Genomic DNA, 20737 nt, shown 5'->3' with positions numbered 1-20737 from the left:
GTCGGCCAGGATGAACCGGCGGCGCGCGGTCGCGAAGTAGCGGTACGCCACGTCGATGGTGATGCCCTGCTCGCGCTCGGCGCGCAGGCCGTCGGCCCGCGCCCTCGCCGACCCGCTTCGGCGGGGGCGCACGTCCGCCGCAGGGAATTCCCCGAAGCGCCGGACTTCTCGATCCAAGGAGCATGCGCGCATGGACCTACCACAGCAGCGGCAGAGCATGGCGGAGCGGTACCGGGACACGGCGGACCAGCGCGAGGACATCCGGCGTCGGCAGGTGGAGGCCGGCACGCGCTTCGCCGGTGACAGCGAGGAGCAGCTGCGCGCCCGCGCGGAGCGGCTGCTGAGCAACGGCGAGGTCGGAGCGGAGACACTGCCCCCGATGCCGCCCGCCGGGAGCCCGGTGCGTCCCGCCGTCGTCTTCGAACGGATCCTCGGCGCCGCGAGTGAGCTGCAGAGCGTCAACTTCCTTGCCCGCGGGGCGCGCGCGGCGCGCACGGTCGCGCGCATCTCCGTCGTCGAGGACGGACGGCGGGCGGGGTTCGGCACCGGGTTCCTCGTGGGGGAGCGCTTGCTGCTCACCAACAACCACGTGCTGCCCGACGTGGCGACGGCGACCGGGTCCTTCGCGGAGTTCGACCTCGAACTCGACGTCGACGGGGTCACCGAACCCGTCGACACCTACGACCTCGACCCGCACGCACTGTTCGTCACCGACGCCGAGCTCGACTACACACTCGTCGCGGTCGCTCCGGGCTCCGACGGGAGGAGGCCAGGCTCGGTGCACGGCCGGCTGAAGCTGATCGCGCAACAGGGGAAGATCGTCATCGGTGAGCCGGTGAACGTCGTCGGTCACCCGGACGGGCGGCCGAAGGAGGTCGCGGTCCGCGACAACGCCCTGCTCAACCAGTTGCCGCAGTTCCTGCACTACCGCACGGACACCGAGCCCGGGAACTCCGGCTCGCCCGTGTTCAACGACCAGTGGGAGGTCGTCGCGCTGCACCACGCAGGGGTGCCCGACCCCGACGGCGAAGGGTGGATCGCCAACGAGGGGATACGGGTCAGCGCGATCCTTCGGCACCTCGCCGCAGCCGAGCTACCGGCGGAGCAGAAGCCGCTGCTCGCCGAGCTGGGCGCACAGGCGGTGCCGAGCGAGGCGGTAGCGAGGGTGCCTGCGCCGACCGGGGCGGTGCGAACGGACGACCGTTCCGGTGGGCCGGCCGCAGGCGTGTTCCCCGCTCAGGCTGCCGCACCTGCCGCGGACGCCGCCGTGGGCGTTCGTGAACGGCGGGGCCTCACCGGGCGGACCGGCGCCGGTCGGCGGGTGGTGTTCCTGCACGGTCGCGGCCAGCAGGGCCGCGATCCCGCCGCGCTGCGCGCCGGGTGGTGCGGGGGGCTGGCCCGCGGGCTGGCGGCGGCGGGCCTTGCTCCGCTGGCCGCCGCCGACGTCTGGTTCCCCTTCTACGGCGACGCGTTGGCCACCGCGTCGGCCACCCGCGAGGGTGTCGTCCCCGCCACGGCGGCGACGACGGCCGAGGCGTACGCGCCCGTCGATCCCGGCGCCCGCGCGGTGTACGCCGCGCTGCTCGACGAGGCCGCCGAGACCACCGGGATGCCCGCGCAGGAGCGGGAGCCCGTGACGGCGGGTGCGCACGCGACGCAGGGCGTGCCCGCGCAGGAGTCGGGCCTGCTCGGCGGGGCGGTCGCCGCACTGCAACGACCGCTGTCGTGGATCGCGGCGCGCAGCGGGCTCGACGACGTGGTGATCGCGACGGTGTTCCGCGACGTCGCGGCCTACCTCGACAACAAGGGAGTACGCGACGCCGTGCTCGACGCGGTGCTGACCGAGGTGCCCGACGACGGCGAGATCGTGCTGGTCACCCACAGCCTCGGTACCGTCGTCGCGCTCGACCTGTTCACCAGGCTGCCCAAGCGGGCCTCGGTGCCCCTGCTGGTGACCGCGGGCAGTCCGCTCGGACTCGACGCCGTGTACCGGCGGCTGCTCGCCGGCGGACCGGTCCGGCCAGGTCAGGTGGGCGCGTGGATCAACGCGTGGGCGGCGGCGGACGCTGTCGCCATAGGCTGCCCGCTCGGCGACACCTGGCCAGGGGTCCGCGACGTGCTCTGCGCCAATCCGAAGGATCGGGCACACGACATCACGCGCTACCTTGCCGACGCCCGAATCGCAGCCGAGATCGGCCGCGCTGCTCGCCCGTAGCCCGGCACCGGCTGCCACCGGCCACCGGCCCCGGTTCTCGCGCGGTCCTCAGCCGTGGCAGCAGCCCTCGGCGGCGGGGCCGGCGACCGTCTCCAGGCGGCAGAAGCAGGACGCCTCGATCGGTACGTCGGCCATCGCGGCCGCGATTTTCAGCTGCTGGGCCACGATGAGGGCCTCTCCCGCCTTTCCTTGGCGCACGAGGCATTCGTGGAAACCGTGCAGGGCCCACACGTTGCCCGGGTGCTGCACGGCGCGGGGCAGCGAGTCGTCCAGGCCCAGGTCGGCCCGGTAGACCGCCTCGGCCTCGGCGACACGGCCCTGCTCCAGCAGCAAGGCACCGTAGGCGTGGCGGGTGGGCTGCATCCATCCCCAGGGCTCGTCGTAGGGCAGATTGTCGTCCAGCTCGATCGACCGTTCCAGGGCGGCGAAGGCGAGGTCGAGATTGCCTTTGCGGTATTCCAGTTCGCCGTCGAGCATCGCGGCCGCGATCCGGAGGATGTCCACGCACGTGTTGTTGAACAGCATGCGCGACTCCGGGACCCTGTCGGCCGCCTCGCGGAACAGCTCGCGTTCGGCCTCCGCCTCGCCGGTCCGGCCGGTCGCGGAGAGCGCGACGCCTCGGGCGTAGTGCAGCATCGCCGTGGTCGTGCAGTACAGCTTCCGGTCGGCCGGCATCGGCAGCGTCAGGATGTCGGCCCAGCGTCCGAAGCGGATCAGCACATGGACCCGCATGGCCAGGAAGCCCTCGAGCCAGTCGGCCATGGGCGGGCTCTCCACCCGCAGCAGGTCCTCCGGAATGGACGCTTCGAGCTGTGCGGCGGCCTCCAGGGCGGTCCGGGACTGCCCGAGGAACATCGCGCCGTAGATCTTGAAGTGAAAGTTGTGCGAGCGGTAGAGGGTGTAGAAGTTCATCGCGCCCGCGCGCCGACGGAACTTCTCGTCGGCGACGATCGCGTTGTTGTTGTCCGACACCACCCGCCGGTAGTCGCCGCACAGCACGTCCAGGTGCGAGGGCATGTGGTGCAGGTGCCCGGCGTCGGGGACGGCCCCGCGCAGTCGGTCGGCGATGGGCAGCGCCGTCTCGGGAGTCGGCGACATCTCCATGAGGTGGATGTACAGGTGCAGCGCTCCCGGATGGGCGGCGCCGGCCTCGGTGCCGACGGCACGATCGAGGACGGCCTTGGCTTCCAGCGTGCGGGCACCGGCGGTCGGCCGACCCGTCGGCAGGTCCCACAGCTGCCATGGCGTCAGGTTCATCAGCGCGTCGGCGTACAGGGTGGCGACGTCGAGATCGTCGGGGGCGAGGTCGTGGACCGCGCGCATGCGCTCGGCGTAGGGCTCGTTCCACACCGAGCAGTCCTCCACCGCTCGCGACTGGGGGTAACGGGCCCGCAGCGCGTCGATCAGAGCCTGTTCGACCGGGGTGGCGCCGGCGGCCTTGGCGTGCGCCCGCTCGACGGCGGCATGGGTGCGGTCCACGGTCCGCTCCAGGTCCTGGCGGTCGAAGAACTCCCACGGCTTGTTGTAGTTCGGGCCGAGCGCGTAGGCGATGCCCCAGTCCGCCATCGCGCACTGCGGGTCGGCCGCGGCCGCGGCTTCGAAGCACCTGACCGCTTCCTCGTGGTGGAACGCGAACGTCCAGATCAGCCCGCGGTCGAACCACATCTGGGCTTCGGCCGACGATGTCGTGACCGGGCGGCTGTACGTACCGAGATCGTAGTAGTCCATGCCGTACCTCTCCTGAGCGGGCAGTCGTCCCGGACGCCACCGCGGGTCGGCTCTGCGCACCCGGCGGTCGAGCGTGCAGCAGTCGGCACGCCGACCTCGATCATGGCGGACATCCCGAGGGAACAGCCGATACCCACGGTAGTTCTCGCCGACCGGGGCGGACGGCCCGTAGGGCGCTGTTTCAGCCGCCGTACGGGCTGCCCGGGATGCCATCGCCTGCCGCGCCCCCGGAGATATGCCGCCGGCCCGGCGCGAACGCCGGGCCGGCGGCAACGCACAGCGAGACGTCCGGCTCATCCGCTGAGTAGTCTCCAAGACATGCGGATCTCTGTTTCCTCGGACATGGACGAACCCGTGGCCCGCTTTCTTGTGACGGAACTGCGCAGCCGCGGCCACGAGGTGCTGACGCACGGGGCGCTGCGCCCCGGAGAGGACGCACGGTGGGCCATCTGCTCGGAGGCGGCGGCCCGCGAGGTCGCCGCCGGGACGTCGGACGAGGCTGTCGTGTGCTGCTGGACCGGCACGGGCGCGTCGATCGCCGCGAACAAGGTGCCCGGGGTACGAGCGGCCCTGTGCACGGACGCGCATACGGCGGACGGCGCCCGCCGCTGGAACAACGCCAATGTGCTGGCGCTGAGCCTTCGGCTGACGTCCGAGCCGCTGCTCAGGGAGATCCTCGATGCCTGGTTCGCCGCCGAGGCCAGCGACGAAGCCGATGACCGCGAGAACGTCGCCCACATAGGACGGCTCGACCGCGACAGAAACGATCCGTAGCCGAGTTCCGCAGGTACGCGGGTTGCCGGGCCGCACCGTCCACGAGACGTGCACCGTCCACGAGACGTGAACCGTTCTCGTAGCCGTGCCAGGACCGGATGTCGGACGCCCCGACCGGGGTCCTCTTCAGCAGGGATGTGCCGGCGTGGTCTCCAGGACCTCGTCGGCCATGCGGCCGGCGGATTCCTCGGTCTGTTCCGCGATGCGCCGGAAGGTCTCCTCCGCCGAGCGGGCCGGCCAGTCGGGCGGCAGGTGCCGGACCGGGAGACGCGGGTCCGTGCGGATGGTGCCCAGCCACTCGGCGACCAGGCGCAGCCGGGTCCCGAGCGGGTCACCGGAAGCGTTGCCGACGTGAGCGGTCCAGCGTGCGTCGAAGGCGCTGTAGCGTGCGGCGATGGTCTCCAGGCTCCAGGTGTCGCGGATCATCAGGTCGATGTCGGTGGCCGGGTCGGCGTGGGCGTGGAAGAGCTTGACGTGGGCGGTGAGGCCGAGTTCGGCGATGATCTCGGAGATGTCGACATCGCCGGGAGCGATCCACAGGCCGCTGTACAACGGGCCGAAGCCGGACCACGTGAGCCGGGAGCGCAGGTCGTGGCGCTGACGCTGCCAGGACTCGGGCAGGGAGAAGCCGAGCAGGGTCCAGGTTCCGTCCCAGTCGTCGTTGACGGCGCTGGTCCGCCAGAGACGTTTCTGCCCGTCGTGGAGGATCTGCGTCGCGTGCGTGGTCAGGCCGAAGTACATTTTGCGGCCCTGCCGTTGGCGTCGCAGCAGACCCCGGTTGACCATCCGGGTGAGGGTGGAGCGGACGGCCTGCTCTCCGACCCCGACGCGTCCGAGGACGTCGATGATGCTGCCCGAGTACACACACAGGGGACCCTCGTCGAGAACATGGCCGCCGAAGAAGGCGAGCATCAGCGACTGGGGGCGCAGTTGAGGGCCGGCCTCAGCGTCCGCGGAGGTGCGGGGGTGTCTGTCGTCCACGCCGGAAAGGGTACGGCCGCCCGCCGCGGACACGGCGGGCGGCGCGGGCTCAGGGCCGGCGGCCGTCGGCGGGATGGGCCAGGTCATAGGGGCGCGGGTACGGTGTCGGGCGGTAGGACACGTAGCGTGCGGGTACGGAGGAATCGGCCTCTGCGGAACGGGAGTTGAGGGATTCAGGGTCGGTGCCCCGCCAACGGCCCGTCGTGACGCGGTCCTCCAGGGTGTGCAGGGCGGCGGCCAACTCGGCGCTGCTGAAGGTGCAGTGCCCCGGATTCTCGACGTAGGCCTGGCGCAGCAGGGGCGCGGAGCCCGCGGCTGTGACCGCTCGGCGGTGGGCGTTCTCGGCCTGCACCGGGATCAGACCGTCGCCGGTGGTGTGGATGTCCAGTTGCGGCTTGGTCAGTCGGCCGGTGAAGGAGCTCGTACGGCCCATCCGCTGGACGGCGCCCGCGTCGGCGTTGATCCGCGGGGCCCGGTTCAGGGTGCCGAGGTCGCCTTTCAGGGACAGGCCGGCCTTGGCGTACAACTCCTCGACCTCTTTGTAGAGCGGTGAGCGGCCGAGCATCGTGGAGTAGTCGACTCCGGTGTTCCAGGACATGTTGCCGCCGACCCTGCTCTCGGCCTCCTGTCGCCAGGAGAACGCGGGCATCATCACCAGGCCCATGACGGCCTGGAACTGGTTGGCCTGCTGGGTGTCCCAGTCGGTCGCGCCGGGGCGGGGCTGGGAGGGGTTGTTCCAGCCGGGGATGTTGTGCAGGGCGGCGGCCAGGGCGATGCGGGCCCGGCCAGAGGCGGTCTGCTGTGCCTCGGTGACGACTCCGGCCATGGCGCCCGCCGCGTCGGCGGCGGCGCTCTGGCTGACCAGCCCGGTCAGGGGGATGTCCGAGCCGGGGGCGAGCAGGGCTTTGAGGGCGAAGACCGGGTCCAGCGTGCTGTTCCAGTTGGCGACACCTCCCTGGAGCAGACCGCACGTGGCCAGCGACCCGTCGATGCGGCCCGCATGGCGCTCGGCAATGGCGGTGGTGACGAGACCGCCGTAGGAGGTGCCCCAGGCGATGGTGCGGCGGGCCGGGCCGAAGCGGCCGGTGAAGACGTCGAGGGTGGCCAACTGGTCGGGCACCGCGTCGGTCACCGCCCAGCCGTTGCTCGCGTACGAGGAGCCGATGAGCGCGTACCCCTGACCGAGCAGGAGCGTCTTCGTGGCGTCGTCGGGCGCGTTTCGGGCGGAGTTGGGGGCGCCGGCTGGGGTGTAGCCGTGGCTGTAGAGCAGAACCGTGCCGTTCCAGGACTCCGGTACGTCCATCAAGTACGCGGCACCGGACGGTAGTTGCCCCTCGACGTGAGCGGCGGCCTCGGCGGCCTCGGCGGCCTCGGCGGCCTCGGCGGTCTGGGCAGTCGGGGCGAGGGGGGCGGCGAGCAGTAACGCCGCCAGGGCGATGAACGTACGTCTGGGGATGCGGGTGTTCACGCAGCGAGCTCCTTCTTCCTCGGTGGGGGAGAGACGAGGAGGCCGCACGGCCGATGGTGGCGCCGGCTGCCCGGAAAGCAGGTCTCACTCGGTTCGGAGCGATGACACCGCGAAGGTAGGTGTGTAGATTGCTGCCGTCAAGAAGGTGCACAACGTTCTCGGTAAAGGGTCGCCGCGATCGGCGAGCCGCTCGGAGCGGCGACCTCACAGGTGCACGACCCCGGTTCGTTCTCCCGCCCGGAAAATCCGCGCAACCGCTTGTGACGGCTTCCCGACGACCTTGTGACCTCGCCCAACTCCCTCTCTCCCCCTTCCCGTTCTCGTTCTCGTCAGGAGGGCCCATGCGACGGCGCATACTCGGGCTTGCGATAACAGTGGTGACGGTCGCCGGTGCGGCCGGATGCGGGTCCTCGTCCGCTGGGGCAGGTGGTTCAGCGTCGTCGGGCGGGAGCAGTACGACGCAAGTCAAGGTCGGCATCATCCCGATCGTCGATGTCGCACCGCTCTATCTGGGCCAGAAGCAGGGCTTCTTCAGCGACCGCGGCATCGAGTTGACGATGGAGAGTGCCCAGGGCGGCGCCGCGATCATTCCCGGTGTGGTGAGCGGTCAGTTCCAGTTCGGGTTCAGCAACACCACATCGCTGATGATCGCCCAGACCAAGGGGGTGCCGGTCAAGTCGGTCGTGAATGGTGCCGCCACCACGGGAGACACCACGACCGACGTCACCGGAGTGGCGGTCAAGAAGGACAGCTCGATCAAGTCGGCCAAGGACCTCGCGGGTCGCACGGTGGCGGTGAACACCCTGCAGAACATCGGAGACACGACCGTGCGCGAGTCGGTCCGTCAGGCCGGTGGCGACCCCTCGAAGGTCAAGTTCGTGGAGATTCCGTTCGACCAGATGCCGGCCGCGCTGGACGGCGGCCGGGTGGACGCGGCCTGGATGGGCGAGCCGGCGCAGACGATCGCCAAGGCCCAGGGCGCCCGGGTCGTGGCGGCACCGTTCGCCGAAACCGACCCGAAGCTCACCGTGGCGACGTACTTCACCTCGACCAGGCTGACGAAGGAGAACCCCGACCTGGTGAAGAAGTTCACCGAGGCGATGAACGAATCGCTGCAGTACGCCTCCGGCCACCCGGAAGAAGCGCGCCAGATCCTCACCACCTACACCAAGATCGACGGTGCGGTGCTGAAGAACCTGACGCTGCCGAGTTGGCCGACGCAGATCGACATGGGCTCCCTGGAGAAGCTGGCCACGCTCGGTGAGGCGGACGGCCTCTTCGGCGACGGGAAGCCCGACCTGGACGCTCTGTTCTCATGACACCGTCCGGCATTCTTTTCGCTCGGTTGTCGGACCTGCGCGTGCCGTCGTAGTCGAGGCACCGGATGATCTCAAGCACGCGTCATCTCGGCTGCCTTCTCCACCAGCAGGTCCTGTTCAAGTCACCCGGTCGAAGAGGGTCAGCAGGGCATCGGGCGAGTCCGGGCCGGTCAGGATCTGTTCCGTCCAGATGCACTTGCCCGTCGAGGTGTAGCGCGCACCCCAGTGCTGCGACAGTGCGGCGACCAGTTGCAGGCCCCGGCCGCCTTCGTCCGTCTCGGACGCCCGGCGGATCCGGGGTGTGGTGAGGCTGCCGTCGGAGACCTCGCAGATCAGGGTGCGACTGCGCAGCAGACGAAGTGAAACCGGCCCCTTGGCATGGCGTACGACGTTGCCCACCAACTCGCTGACCAGCAGTTCCGTCGTCATGGCCAGGTCATCGAGGCCCCACTCGGACAGCTGCTCCCGGACCAGCTTGCGTGCCTCGCCCGCCGCTTGTGGCTCGGTGGCCAGCGGCCAGGCGGCGACCGACTCGGCAGGAAGCCGGTGCACACGCACGACCAGCAGGGCCGCGTCGTCGGCGGACTGCTGCTGCGCCGGGAGCAGGCCGGAGGTGAGCCTGTCGCAAAGAAGGTCGAGATCGACTCCGCGGTCCCCGGCGAGCAGTTGGGCGAGACGGGCCATGCCCGCGTCGATGTCGCGGCTGGCGGACTCGATCAGCCCGTCGGTGTAGAGGACGAGGAGGGAGTTCTCCGGCAGCGTGAGTTCGACGGATTCGAAGGGCGGGTCCGCGGCGCCCAACGGGGGATTCGAGGCCACTTCGGGAAACTCGACCGTACCGTCGGGGTGGAGGATGGCAGGCGGCGGATGCCCGGCGCAGCCGAGGGCGCAGACGCCCGTGGTGGGGTCGTACACCCCGTAGAGGCAGGTGGCGTACGAGTCGTCGCCGAGCTCGGCGACGACGTCGTTGAGGTGAACGAGGATCTCGTCGGGAGGCAGCTCCAGGTCGGCGAGGGTGTGCACAGCGGTACGCAGCCGCCCCATGGTGGCCGCCTCCGACAAGCCGTGGCCCATGACGTCGCCGATGACGAGGGCGACCCGGTCACCGGAGAGCGGGATGATGTCGTACCAGTCGCCGCCCACATCCATGCCCTGCTGGGCGGGCAGGTAGCGGGCGGCGGACGTGCACGCCGGCAGGGGTGGCAGCGTCCGGGGGAGCAGGCCGCGCTGCAATTGCTGGGCGCGGTTGTGCTCGGCGTCGAAGAGCCGGGCCCGTTCCAGCGCGTGGGCGACGAGACCGCTGATCGCGACCAGAAGTGTGCGCTCCTCGCTGGAGAACGGGCGCGGTTGGTCGAGGGAGATCACGCATACCCCGACCGGGTGGTCGGATGCGATCAGGGGCAGGAACGCCCATGCCTTTTTGCCGCCCGCCGTGGGATGGCCGCTCAGCTGCGGGTAGTGCGACGCGAACTCCTGCGGAGAGGAGAAGAACTGCGGGATACGGCTGAGCATGGCGTCCATGATCGCGCTGCCTGCCGAGACGGGCTGGTTGTTGAAGAGATCGGTGAACTCTTGCGCGTAGCCGACGCTGCCGACGACACGCGTTCGCCCGTCCTCGACGACCTGCACCATCAGCCCCGCCGCGCCGAACGGTGGCAGTACGTGCCGGGCGACCGCGTCCACCACGCCCTGCGCGCCGATCGCCTTGGCGAGCGCCGCTGTCAGTTCCCCTATGCGGGCGGCCCGGTCGGCCTGCGCGCGGGCGGCCGTATCGCGCTCGACGTCCCGCATCAGCTTTTCGTGGATATCGGTGAAGAAGAAGGCCAGGCCGTCAGGGAGCGGGACCAGTCGCAGGTGGCACCAGCGCCGGGTCCCCGGTGCCAGGAAGTCCAGGCCGGTGGGCTTCGGCCGTGCGGCGGTCTCCTCGCAGAGCGCCCGCAGACCGGGGACCTGTAGGACGGTGACGTCCCACAGCAGGCGGCCGACCAGTTCCTGGCCCAAGCCCAGTACTCGCTCCCCCTCCTCGTTGAGGAAGGTGATGTGCCACTGGTGGTTGAGGGTGAGAAAGCCGTCGCTCATATGACGCAGCGCGTGGCTGATCGTGTCGCGAGCGCTGCGGGACCCGGTGGAGTCCCATACGGTGCCGACCACGCCGACGGGCTGATCGGCGTGCGCCAGTTTCACCTGGCCGCGTACCTGGACCCAGCCGATCGTGCCGTCCGGGCGCCGCACCCGGTACTCGGTGCCGTACGGGCGCCGGTCGCGCAACGCCTTGTCGACCTCGGCGGTCACCAACGGCCTGTGTCGTCGGGATGGATGATGTTCAACCATGTTTCCGCCCGCCCGTCGAACTTCTCCGGATCGAGCCCGAGCACGCTCATCGCCGCCTCGTCCAGGTCCACCTCGTCGGTGGCCATGGTCCACTCCCAGGATCCGACGCGTACGGCCTCCAGCGCCTGTTGCAGAAGCGGTCCGGGCCGCAGTTCCCGAGGTGGTGGCTCCTTGGGCAGGAGGGGGCGGCCCAGTCGTACGGCGATCCAGGCGGCGACGGCGTCCAGGAAGGCCCACTGGTCGGGTTCGGGGGCGCGGCGAGCGTCGGTCAGGACGGTGAGTGCGCCCAGTGGACCGTCAGGGCCGGGCAGCGGGACGGTGGCGACGCTGTCGGCCGAGTCCGGGCCCGTGGTCGTCCCGGGGGCCGGTTCCGCCTGCGGGGCCGCGGCCAGCCAGACGCTCGTTTCCTCGCGTACGGCGCGGACCGGTGGCAGGCTTCCGTAATCCGGGACGCGCTCCCAGCGCTCGGTTATCGTCGGGGGCAGCCCGCTGCTTGCGAGGAGGTGCAGCCCGCGCAAGCCCTCGGGCCCGCCCACGTGAACCATGCCGCCGACCCCGCCGAGCTCGGCCACAGCGTGTTCCAGAGCGAGACGGAGCGCCTCGGTCACCGCCACGTCGTCGTCGATCGCACGGAGAAGGGCCATCCGCGGATTCATAAGATGAATATACCGAGAGCGGAAAATCCTGGTGATGTGACGGTGGGTATGTATGTAGTCCAGTCGCCGCTGGGCTATGATCGATCTTGTTGAGCGGCCCGCCGGAACTCCGGTGGTCAGCCTGGCGTTGGTGGTCCAAGGAAAGACGTCCCGCTTCCTGCGGGGAGATGCAGGTGCAAGGCCTGCCCGGCGCTCCATACAGCCCCGCCTCCGGTACTCCGGAGGCGGGGCTTGCTTGTTACTGATGTCGTGGTGCCGCTCGCGTCTGAGCGGACCGCGGCGCACCGGCGGCCTGGCCCTCGGCTCACGCCGGACCCAGTGCCGACCGGGTGCTGCCCTGGGCTTCAGGCCGGCCGTACGGCACTGTGGATCGCCGACGATCCAGCGTAGAAGATCGACTCCTCGCGTATGGACGCCCCCGGGCTCGGCGCGTGGATCATCATGCTGTTGCCGGTGTAAAGGCCGACGTGGCCGACATCGCCGGAGAAGAAGATCAGGTCGCCGGGCTGCATGTCGGCGAGGGCGACCGCTGTGCCGGCGCTCGCCTGATCGTGCACGGTACGGGGGAGTGCGACCCCGGCGGCCTTCCAGGCGGACTGGGTGAGACCGGAGCAGTCGTACGAGTCCGGTCCGGTCGCGCCCCAGACGCACGGTCTGCCGATCTGTCCACGGGCAAAGGCGACTGCCTCCGCGCCCTTCCTGCCGTACCCCGACTCCGAGCCGCTGCCGGTGCTGATGAAAGCTGCGGCGCCGGTTGAATGGGCTGCGGCAGAGGTTGTCAAGGCTGCGTCGAAGCTTGTATAGGCGGCGTCGACGCTTGCATAGGCCGTGTCGACGGTTGTATTGGCCGTGTCGACGGCCATGTCGGCGCCGAGGCCGGCCGGTTGCTGCCACAGCCACTCCTCGCCGGCTTGGCGGGGAGCCTGTTCCTCGGAGGTGCGCCAGGTGTCCTCGGCCCGGGGCTCGATCGCCGGGAGTTGCGCACTCTGCTGTGCGGCGTGCTTGGACAGCAGTCCACGGGCTGTTGCGAGCTTTTGCTGGATCTGTTCTTTGGAGGTCCTCAACGAGGTGTGCGGAGGCTCGATGGCCAACGCGGGCAGGGCCTTTGTGGCCTCCCCCTGATGTGCCTCCTGCGCGACCGGCAGCGCGGCCATGGGCCCGGCGGTCAGCTCCGCCACGGGACCGGTGGGCACCCCGGCGGCGGGCCCGGCGGTCAACTCCGGGACGCGCGAGCCGGTCACTTCCCGTCCACGGCCGGTGCGTTCGTCCTGCGGACGCCCCGCAGGGCCCGTGGGCCGCGCGTTGGCCGCGCGGTTCGGCATTCTGTCGGCCGGCAGCCGGGCCGGCACGGTCGGGCCCAGCCGCGCGCGCCCCACGTCGAACCACCGCTTGGCCACGTTGTTGTCGAGGGCGGGATCGGTGCGCGGGCGCCCGTTGCCGGGTGCAGGATTGCCGCGTTGGCGTGATCCGGTGGTCGTGGCGCGGGTCGCGTTGTAGGTCCCGGTGGCGGTCTCGGCCTGGTTGTAAAGGCTGTTGATCCGCTGCTGGACCTCTTCGCGGCTCGGCTCGTCGTTCCCTGCCGAGGGCGTGGCGCCGGCAGTCCGGGAAGCCTGGGCCTCAGAGGTGAGGGCCGCGGCCGAGAGGGCGGAGTCGCGCATGCCAGGGAGGCTCATGCCTCCAGGACGCGGGGTGCGTTCCGGCGCCATGGGGGGACGTACTCCTTCCGTGCTCCGCCTACCGAGTTGGCTGTCTGGTTCGGGCGAACAGTGTGGAAGGTATGCCCTACAGCCCGTGCCCTGATGGGCAGTTGGGCCGATTCACCCCAAGATCGGTTGGGTCTCCGGCTGTTTTGGGGTGCAGCGGACTCGGCGGAGGTCGCACAACCCGGCGAGGTTCGCCGGAGGGAGTCGTGCGGCCTGCCTGCCAATCTAGCCAACTTGTGTGCCTCACGTGAAGGTTGAAGTGTGAAATGTCCCATATGCATTTCGGACCTGCTGAATTGGGCATGAGGAGAAGGTCTCCGTGCCCCGGCCGGCGACTCCTCGACCCCGCTCTCAAGGCCGCACCGGCGAGTGGGGCAGGTCACCTCGGGATCTGCTGCTCGAACCAGACGACCTTGCCGGTGCTCAGTCTCGTAGCTCCCCAGCGCCACGCGAGTTGATCGACCAGGAACAGGCCGCGGCCGCCCTCGTCGCCCGGCTCGGCGTGCCGCATCCGGGGCACCTGGGGCGAGTCGTCGGTCACCTCGCAGCGGAGCACGTCCGAGCGGAGCAGCCGCAGGGTGATGGGCCGGGAGGCGTAGCGCACGGCGTTCGTCACGATCTCGCCGACCATGAGTTCCGTCGAGTCGAGCAAGGATTCCAGGCCCCAGCGGCGCAGTGTCCTGCGGGTCAACCGGCGTGCCTGTCCCGCGGTCAGCGGGTGGGGGGCCAGGAACCAGTACCCCACGCTGTCCGCGGGGAAGCCCTCGAATCGCACGATGAGCAGCGCGATGTCGTCGTCCCGGACACCCGGGCCCAAGGTGTCCAGCACTTGGTCGCACAGCGGTTCCAGTGAGGAGGTGGCGAGCCTGTGGGCTGCGCCTTGGAGGTGGGTGCGCAGAGCCGCGACGCCTGTACCCACGTCTGTTTCATGGGACTCGACGAGGCCGTCGGTGTACAGCAGGAGGGTCGCTCCGGTGGGCGCGGGCATCTCCACCGATTCGAAGACGACGCCGCCGACGCCGATGGGAGCGCCCGGCGGGACGTGCAGTACCTCCGCGCGGCCGTCCGGGTGCAGGAGTATCGCGGGCGGGTGGCCGGCGTTCGCCAAGAGCAGTCGCCGCGATATCGGGTCGTAGATCGCGTAGAGGCAGGTCGCCATGTGGTCGCCGCCAAGACGCTGGGCCTGCTCGTCGAGGTGGTGCAGGACCTCGTCCGGAGGCAGGTCGAGCCCGGCGAGGGTCTGCACGATGGTGCGCAGCTGGCCCATGATCGCGGCGGAGGCCATGGAATGGCCCATGACATCGCCGACGATCAGGGCGATGCGGTTGCCGGGCAGAGGGATCGCGTCGTACCAGTCGCCGCCGACCCGCGCGGTCTTCGAGGCCGGCAGGTAACGACTGGCCAGTCGGACGCCGGTGGGCTCGGGCAGCGACGACGGGAGCATGGTGCGCTGCAGCGTGTCCGCCACGGCGGCCTCGTGTCCGTACATCACCGCCTTTTGGACGCCGAGAGCGGTGTGCGTCGCGAGCTGGGAGGCGACGAGCAGGTCGTCACCGGTGAAGGCGGCGCGCTCCGGCCGGCGCAGGAGAACGACGATGCCCATGGCGTGGTGGCGGCCGTGCAGCGGGGCGATGATCAGCCTGCGGCCCGGCGGGAGCGTCCCGGGCGCACTCGCCACGGGCCCGAGCAGCTCGGCCACCGCGGGCGCGATCCCCGGTACGTCGCCGAACGCCGGCCCTTCGGTCAGCAGCAGCTGTGCGAGTCGTCCGGTGACCGTCGGGCACACGCACTCGGCCACACCCGAGGGCGGGGGGAGGATCTTCGGCGCAGGCCTCCAGGAATGCTCGGCGTCCGGAGTCGCGGGCGCCCGGTCGATGCTGTGCAGCTGGAGGACGACGGGTGCGGCCGACTTCTCGTCCCCTACCGGCAACGGGTCCCGCAGATGGATGAATATCGCGTCCGCGAAAGCGGGGACGGCCGCCCGGCGCAGTTCCCGGAGAGTCTCGTCCAGATCCATACCGCGGGCGATCCGCCGAGTTGCCACGTCGAGATACCGAAGCCGGTCGGTCTGCGAGCCGGTGCTGACCGGCACCGTGCCCTGCGAAGGGTGTGGTGCCGGAGCTTCGGTGCCCGGCACGCGTCGCCCGGTGTCGGAAGGGGAGGGGGAGGTGGGCGCCATTTTTGGCTGCGTGGTCCGGTATCCGGCACGAGGGCCGGGCGGTGGAGGCGGCTGGGGTGTCTGAGGCGTCCGGGCGTCCCACGAGCCCATGGGTGCGGCGGGTGCGACAGACCTCGGCCCACTCACCGAGCCGTCCGATCGCCGGGCGGCCTCGGCGGGGTCTCCATGGGGGGCGTCGTGCTTCGTCACGCCTTTTGTCCCGTCGAGTGGGTGCCGCGGCCCGTGGTGGTCGATCGTGCGTTCTCAGTCGCGCCTCCTGCAGCAGAGGAAGACCTGTTCCTCGGGCGGGACGTCGGTGGCCGCCGGGGCGAAAGTGTAGGAGGACTCCTTGACGATCTCGAAGCCTCCGGACTCGATGACCTTGCGCAGGTCCTCCTTCAGGTAACCCGACACCCGGATCGTGTTGCCGAGGAACGGGATCGAGAAGTCGTCCACATCGGCTTCGACCATCGAGAGGATGAACAGGCCTCCGGGGGCCAGCAGGTGGCGGACCGTCAGCAATGCGAGGGGGATCTCCGCGCGCGGCAGCATCAGTAGGGAGAAGAAGGCGGCGACGGCGTCGAAGCGGCCCAGGTCGCGAGGGCCACCCGGTCGCAGGTCCGCGAGATCCAGCTGGTGGAACGTCGCACCGGGGACGTACTCCTGGGCGAGTTCCACCATCCCGCCGGACAGGTCGATGCCCACGACCTCGAAACCGGCGTCCGTCAGCTGGCGTGCGGTCGGCACTCCGGTGCCGCAGCCGAGATCCAGCACGCGGGCGCCTGCCTGCAGGGAGCCGATCAGCCATTCGCCGGCGGACACCTGGCCCTCCTTGTGCGGGAAGGCCTCGTCGTAGTGATCGCCGATGGCGTCGAAGGCTTCGGCCTGACCTGTGCGGTCGAGTCGTATGCTCGCGTAATGATCCAGCCCAGTATTCCCATTGGTCATGAAAGTAACCTTTCAGTGGGCATATTGGAGTATTTCACACTCGGATGAATGATTGCGGAGGTCGGACTTCGTCGGATCAGGCACGAATGGTAGCCAGCCGCGCACAGTGCGTAGCCACAGGCCTTTCCCTTTCCTGATCCGCTTGTTCATCCGCAGCAGTGGTCCGAAGTCGCAGGGGCCTGAGCGGTGGGCGTAGTGCGCGGCGTATGGCACGAGACAGGTGCGGGGACGTCGAGGGCCGGGTTGCGGTCGAAGAATCCGTCGGGTTCCAGCCGCAGCCGGGCCCGGGCCACCGGCATGACCGGCCATTCCTCGGGGCGCGGAAAGTGGTGGGAGCCGACCGTGGCCCACAGCACCAGGTCCGTGCCGTCCAGGGACCGGTCCTCCTGCTGCCACTTGTGCACTCCGTCCGCGCCCGGCTCGGCCTGGTTGGGGTACTCGCCGGCGACGAACCGCCGGTCCGGGTCGTAGGCCGTCGCCCACAACTGCCGCCCCACGAACGGGGCGCGGCGGGCGCACACGCTGTCCTCCCGCACCGGCAGCACCGCGGTGTTCTCCAAGTGCACGCGGTACGCGGTCGGTTCACCCATCCGGTTGACGGCCTCGGCGCTCTCCACCCGCCAGTGCAGGGCACGGGAGGGATCGGTGCGCCGACCGCCCTCCGCCTCGCTGAGGATCGGACGCAGCACGGTTCGGGCGGCGTTGCCGTACGGGTCGAGGTCCGGGTCGGTCTCGTGCTCGGCGGTCACCTCGACCAGGCGGTTGCGGGGGCCGTCCACCGCCATGTCTAGGCGGACGGCGAAGAAGTGCTGGTGGTTGGTGACCGCGACATTCGGGGCGACCCGCCGTGCGTACGGGGTCTCCTCGCCCTCCGCCACACCCGTGGCGGACAGGATGCCGGTCATCTTGATCTCCAGCATCACCGAACCGTCCTGGTACAGCGACCAGTAGAAGCCGTAGTCGTAGTTGGCGACGGTGGCGAACGCCGAGATGATCAGTCGGCGGGAGCGGCGCACCTCCGTGCGGCCGGTACGGCCGTCGTGGTGCTTCCACAGGATGCCGTCGTCCTCCTCGTGCACGCATACGGCGTTGGGGATGAGGCGGGGCACGCCGTCGCCGCCGAGCACCGCAGCGTCGAAGTACTGGATGACGCCCAGGCAATCGCAGCCGAGGGCCAGCGAGTTGGTGAGCGGGCCCGCCCCGTACTCGCCCCAGTCGAAGAAGTTCTTGCGGTACTGCGTGGAGGCGGTGTCGAAGTAGGGGACGTACATCTCGTTGACGGCCGCACGCCGGAGCACCTGGCGTGGGCCCTTCCCGGCCGCGTCGAAGGTCAGGTCGTGCAGCACCAGGCCCTCGCGGTGGCTGAAGCCGACCCGCACCGACCAGCCCTGCCAGTCGATCCGCTGACCGGTGACGGTGAAGCTGGGACCGTCCGCCTGGACGACCTCCAGCGGCTTCAGACCCGGCCGCTCAGGCACCACCCCGGCGGCGAACACCCCGGACTCCTCCGACAGCGGGACCACGCCGTGGTCCTCGATGTGCAGGATCTCCATGGCCTCCATGTCGATGATCGGCACCACGCCCTGCACCGGGCGCGCGTAGCCGTTGTCGCCCTCGGACGTGCGGTGCCAGACGCTGCCCCAGGTCAGTCGGCGGCCCGCGTACGCGGGCGGTTCGAAGCCACCGATCGACTCCGGGTCCACCATCACCAGCGACACGTCGTGGATGCCGCGCAGCGCCAGCGCCTTCCGGAAGCGCGGGTCCGCCCGGCATGCGGCCGCGGCCTGGCGGGCCTCCTCGGAGGAACAGCCCGGGCTGCGCACATCCAGCTCCCGCCAGGCGGTGCTCCGCGGCTTGTCGCCGAGTTCGAGATCGACCTCGTAGGCGATGCGGGCCGAGGGGCAGATCACGACCGCGCGGGCGCGCCGGGCCTCGCCGGGGGCCGCACGGCGCGCGTGGTCCTCGTCCAGGGCCACGCCCCAGAAGCGCGCGTCCTCGGCGACCCGGGTGTCGGACCTCAACACCTTGACGGCCAGTGCCAGTTCGGTGGCGGTGAGCGGGTCCAGCGGGTGCGGTGCGGCGACCGGTACGGGTTCGGGGGCGAGGGTGCTCATACGGGGTTCCCTTCCGTGGCGGGGCTCGTTGCGGGGGCGGCAGGGCCGTACAGCACGGTGCCGCCGTCGGCGCGCGGGTCGGAGGCGCCGTCCAGTCGGCCGTCGGCGGAAAGCCGTACGACCTGGGTGTGGCCGGCCAGATCGGTGCGGCCCGGCGCGACGACGACCGGTACTCCCGGCGGGCGCGCGTCGGACAGGGCACCGGGCTCGGCCAGCAGGGTCTGCGTCCCGTGCCCGATGTCGCGGGCGCCGATCACCCAGCGCGGGCGGTCCAGGACGGCGGCCGGGTCGGTGGTGGGATCCATCAGGCCGGGCACCGTCTGGGCGAGGATCTGCGGCTGGGCCCGGCCGCCCTGGCAGCCTGCCGCCAACAGCAGGTCGGCGGACCGTCCGAGCACGGGGCACAGGGTGTGCGGGGGCCGCACTCCCGGGCCGATGACTGCCGGGTGGCCGGGCAGCAGGCTGAACGCCGAGCCGCGGTTGTGCAGCACGACGCCGGTGTCCGGTTCGCAGATGCCGGAGCCGAAGGTCTGATAGACGCTCTGGATGAGGGAGACCGCGAGGCCCGAGGAGTCCACGGCGGTGACCGCCACCGTGTCCCCGGCGGGCCGGATCGGCGGATGCGGAGGCTGCGCGCCCGCGAGCGATATCGGCCGCAGCAGTCCGTCCAGGTCCAGCTCCCCGCCGCGCGGGTCGCCCAGCAGCCGGTCACGGGCGGCTGAAGCGTCCTGGCAGCGGGCCGCCAGGGCGCCGGTCCGCTCCGGCTCGGGGAGTTCGGCGGCCTCGGCCGCGGTCGCCAGTACGGCGAGCAGGGTCGCGCCCTGGCTCGGCGGTGGCGCGGTCCACCAGCGGATGCCGGCCATGTCTAGCACCAACGCCTCGACGCTTTCCGCCCGGTGGGCCGCGAGGTCGGCGGCCGTCAGCGGGCTGCCGGCCCGGCGCAGTCCGTTCGCCAGCGCGTCGGCGACCGAACCCCGGTAGAACGACGACGGATCGTCGGCCAGGTCCCGCAGTACGGCGGCAAGACGCGGCTGGGGGAGTGGGGCACCCTCGCCGAGCGGCGCCCCGTCGCGACCGGTCAGCAGCGCGGTCAGGCCGGGGTCCGCGGAGATCCGCGCGGCCTGCTCGCGTATGGCGCGTGCCAGGCCCGCCGAGACGGTGGCGCCCTCCTCCGCGAGCGTGGCGGCGTCCCGCAGCGCGGCCGCCAGGGCACCCGGAGTACCGTGGGCCGCGGCGAGCGCTGCCCAACCGGCCACCGCCCCGGGAACGGTGACCGTCTGCGGCCCCTGCGCCGGCATCCGCCGGTCCGCGGCGCGCAGCGCCTCGACGTCCACGTCCTGCGCGGCGGCCCCGGCCGACACCACCGCGCGCACCGCGCCGTCCGGGGCATGGACCAGGGCGATCAGATCGCCGCCCAGGGAGCACTGGTGCGGATAGACGACAGTCAGGGCGACGGCCGCCGCCAGGGCCGCGTCCATCGCGTTGCCACCCCGCTCGGCCGCCTGCCGCGCGGCCGCCAGAGCCGCCGGATGCGGGGCGGCCAGAACCAGCCGGGATACGGCGGTGACGGCCGGCGCCGGCCGGGGCACGGCGCTCACGCCTCGTCCCGCGGCAGCAGCACCGTGCGCGACGGGGCGGCCTCGGCACCCTGCAACGGCACCGGCAGGGAGAGCATGTCGTACACCCCGGCCGGGGTGTGCAGCAGGTCGACCACTTCGAGGATCAACACGTCGGCGCCGCACAGCAGTTGGTGGGTCTCCCAGTGGGTGGTGTAGGCGGTGGCCTCGATGCTCAGGTAGTCGATGCCCGCGGTGCGCACCCCCGCCTCGATGAGCCGTTCAGCGCCGTCCGGGGCCAGTCCGACCCACTGCCGGGCCTTCCACGGGCTGCGCAGCACACCCTCCGAGTTGCTGGTCCGCAGCAGTACGCGCTCCTCGTCGCCGAGCCCTGCCGCGTCGAGATCGGCGGCGGTGATCTGCTCCTTCACATGGGTCAGGTCGAGCACCCGCGCCGTGCCGTTGAGTGCGGACAGGTCGAGCCGGTCCACCGTCTTTCCCCCGTCGATGAAGTGGGCGGGCGCGTCGATGTGGGTGCCGGTGTGGGCGCCGATGCGCCAGCGGCTGACATTCGAGGCGTCTCCGGCGGTACGGGACTCGACGATCTCCACCTCGGGGCGGCGGCCCCAGTGGAGCATCCCGGGGTGGATCGGGACGGACACATCGATGGCCTTGGCGAAATCGAGGTTCATGCGTTTCTCCCATTGGATGCGGATATCCTAGAAGTGGATCCAATAATGAGTGCCTGTGGACGCCGGTGGCGGCGTGGGACACTGCTCCACCACC

Annotated in this window: 14 protein-coding genes and 1 riboswitch; of the genes, 3 read left to right on the top strand and 11 right to left on the bottom strand. The window is 70.8% G+C overall.

All coding sequences use genetic code 11. The features are described 5' to 3' along the window. Positions 1-190: 190 nt before the first annotated feature. Complete coding sequence (locus AB0D57_RS15740) at positions 191-2215, top strand: serine protease (RefSeq protein ID WP_362072009.1); 2025 nt, start codon at positions 191-193, stop codon at positions 2213-2215. 48 nt (positions 2216-2263) lie between these two features. Here AB0D57_RS15740 and AB0D57_RS15735 read toward each other — a convergent pair whose 3' ends face one another. After that, a complete protein-coding gene (locus AB0D57_RS15735; RefSeq protein WP_362072007.1) occupies positions 2264-3943 on the bottom strand; it encodes a hypothetical protein in 1680 nt (559 codons plus the stop codon). 318 nt (positions 3944-4261) lie between these two features. On the opposite strand from AB0D57_RS15735, the gene AB0D57_RS15730 reads away from it, so the two are divergent. After that, the gene (locus AB0D57_RS15730; protein WP_362072005.1) at positions 4262-4717 is read left to right on the top strand and encodes an RpiB/LacA/LacB family sugar-phosphate isomerase; all 456 of its coding nucleotides are present in this window, start codon (positions 4262-4264) and stop codon (positions 4715-4717) included. A 126-nt stretch (positions 4718-4843) separates the two neighbouring features. Here the strand turns inward: AB0D57_RS15730 and AB0D57_RS15725 are convergent, their stop codons facing one another. Both AB0D57_RS15725 and AB0D57_RS15720 read right to left on the bottom strand, forming a co-directional pair. Beyond that, positions 4844-5698: a PaaX family transcriptional regulator C-terminal domain-containing protein gene (locus AB0D57_RS15725; RefSeq protein WP_362072004.1), complete on the bottom strand. Its 855-nt coding sequence runs from the start codon at positions 5696-5698 to the stop codon at positions 4844-4846. A gap of 49 nt (positions 5699-5747) precedes the next feature. Beyond that, positions 5748-7166: a hypothetical protein gene (locus AB0D57_RS15720; protein WP_362072003.1), complete on the bottom strand. Its 1419-nt coding sequence runs from the start codon at positions 7164-7166 to the stop codon at positions 5748-5750. A 341-nt stretch (positions 7167-7507) separates the two neighbouring features. Between AB0D57_RS15720 and AB0D57_RS15715 the strand changes: the two genes are divergently transcribed. Beyond that, complete coding sequence (locus AB0D57_RS15715; protein WP_362072002.1) at positions 7508-8485, top strand: ABC transporter substrate-binding protein; 978 nt, start codon at positions 7508-7510, stop codon at positions 8483-8485. Positions 8486-8602: 117 nt separating this feature from the next. Here AB0D57_RS15715 and AB0D57_RS15710 read toward each other — a convergent pair whose 3' ends face one another. The 8 genes from AB0D57_RS15710 to AB0D57_RS15675 form a co-directional block, all read right to left on the bottom strand. Beyond that, complete coding sequence (locus tag AB0D57_RS15710) at positions 8603-10777, bottom strand: SpoIIE family protein phosphatase (protein WP_362072001.1); 2175 nt, start codon at positions 10775-10777, stop codon at positions 8603-8605. After that, positions 10774-11460: a PAS domain-containing protein gene (locus AB0D57_RS15705; protein WP_362071999.1), complete on the bottom strand. Its 687-nt coding sequence runs from the start codon at positions 11458-11460 to the stop codon at positions 10774-10776. The genes AB0D57_RS15710 and AB0D57_RS15705 overlap by 4 nt, the downstream gene beginning before the upstream one ends. 356 nt (positions 11461-11816) lie before the next feature. Continuing rightward, positions 11817-13130: an NlpC/P60 family protein gene (locus AB0D57_RS15700; RefSeq protein ID WP_362071997.1), complete on the bottom strand. Its 1314-nt coding sequence runs from the start codon at positions 13128-13130 to the stop codon at positions 11817-11819. Between the two features lie 57 nt (positions 13131-13187). Further along, positions 13188-13353, bottom strand: a riboswitch (cyclic di-AMP (ydaO/yuaA leader). A gap of 201 nt (positions 13354-13554) precedes the next feature. Further along, on the bottom strand, positions 13555-15192 hold the full coding sequence (locus AB0D57_RS15695; protein WP_362072017.1) for an ATP-binding SpoIIE family protein phosphatase: 1638 nt from the start codon (positions 15190-15192) through the stop codon (positions 13555-13557). 405 nt (positions 15193-15597) lie between these two features. Beyond that, entirely contained in the window at positions 15598-16281 is a 684-nt protein-coding gene (locus AB0D57_RS15690) for a class I SAM-dependent methyltransferase (protein ID WP_362071995.1), read from the bottom strand. Positions 16282-16427: 146 nt separating this feature from the next. Continuing rightward, positions 16428-18395: a primary-amine oxidase gene (locus AB0D57_RS15685; RefSeq protein WP_362071993.1), complete on the bottom strand. Its 1968-nt coding sequence runs from the start codon at positions 18393-18395 to the stop codon at positions 16428-16430. Beyond that, entirely contained in the window at positions 18392-19993 is a 1602-nt protein-coding gene (locus AB0D57_RS15680) for a gamma-glutamyltransferase (RefSeq protein ID WP_362071991.1), read from the bottom strand. Before AB0D57_RS15680 ends, AB0D57_RS15685 begins: the two co-directional genes overlap by 4 nt. Beyond that, positions 19990-20643, bottom strand: a complete 654-nt coding sequence (locus tag AB0D57_RS15675) for a cyclase family protein (protein ID WP_362071989.1) — start codon at positions 20641-20643, stop codon at positions 19990-19992. The genes AB0D57_RS15680 and AB0D57_RS15675 overlap by 4 nt, the downstream gene beginning before the upstream one ends. Positions 20644-20737 lie beyond the last annotated feature (94 nt).

This window comes from Streptomyces sp. NPDC048275, assembly GCF_040652275.1.
In the GTDB taxonomy this organism is placed as follows: domain Bacteria; phylum Actinomycetota; class Actinomycetes; order Streptomycetales; family Streptomycetaceae; genus Streptomyces.
Note: the sequence above shows the minus strand (reverse complement) of the source record. Positions and strands in the feature narration are given on the sequence as shown.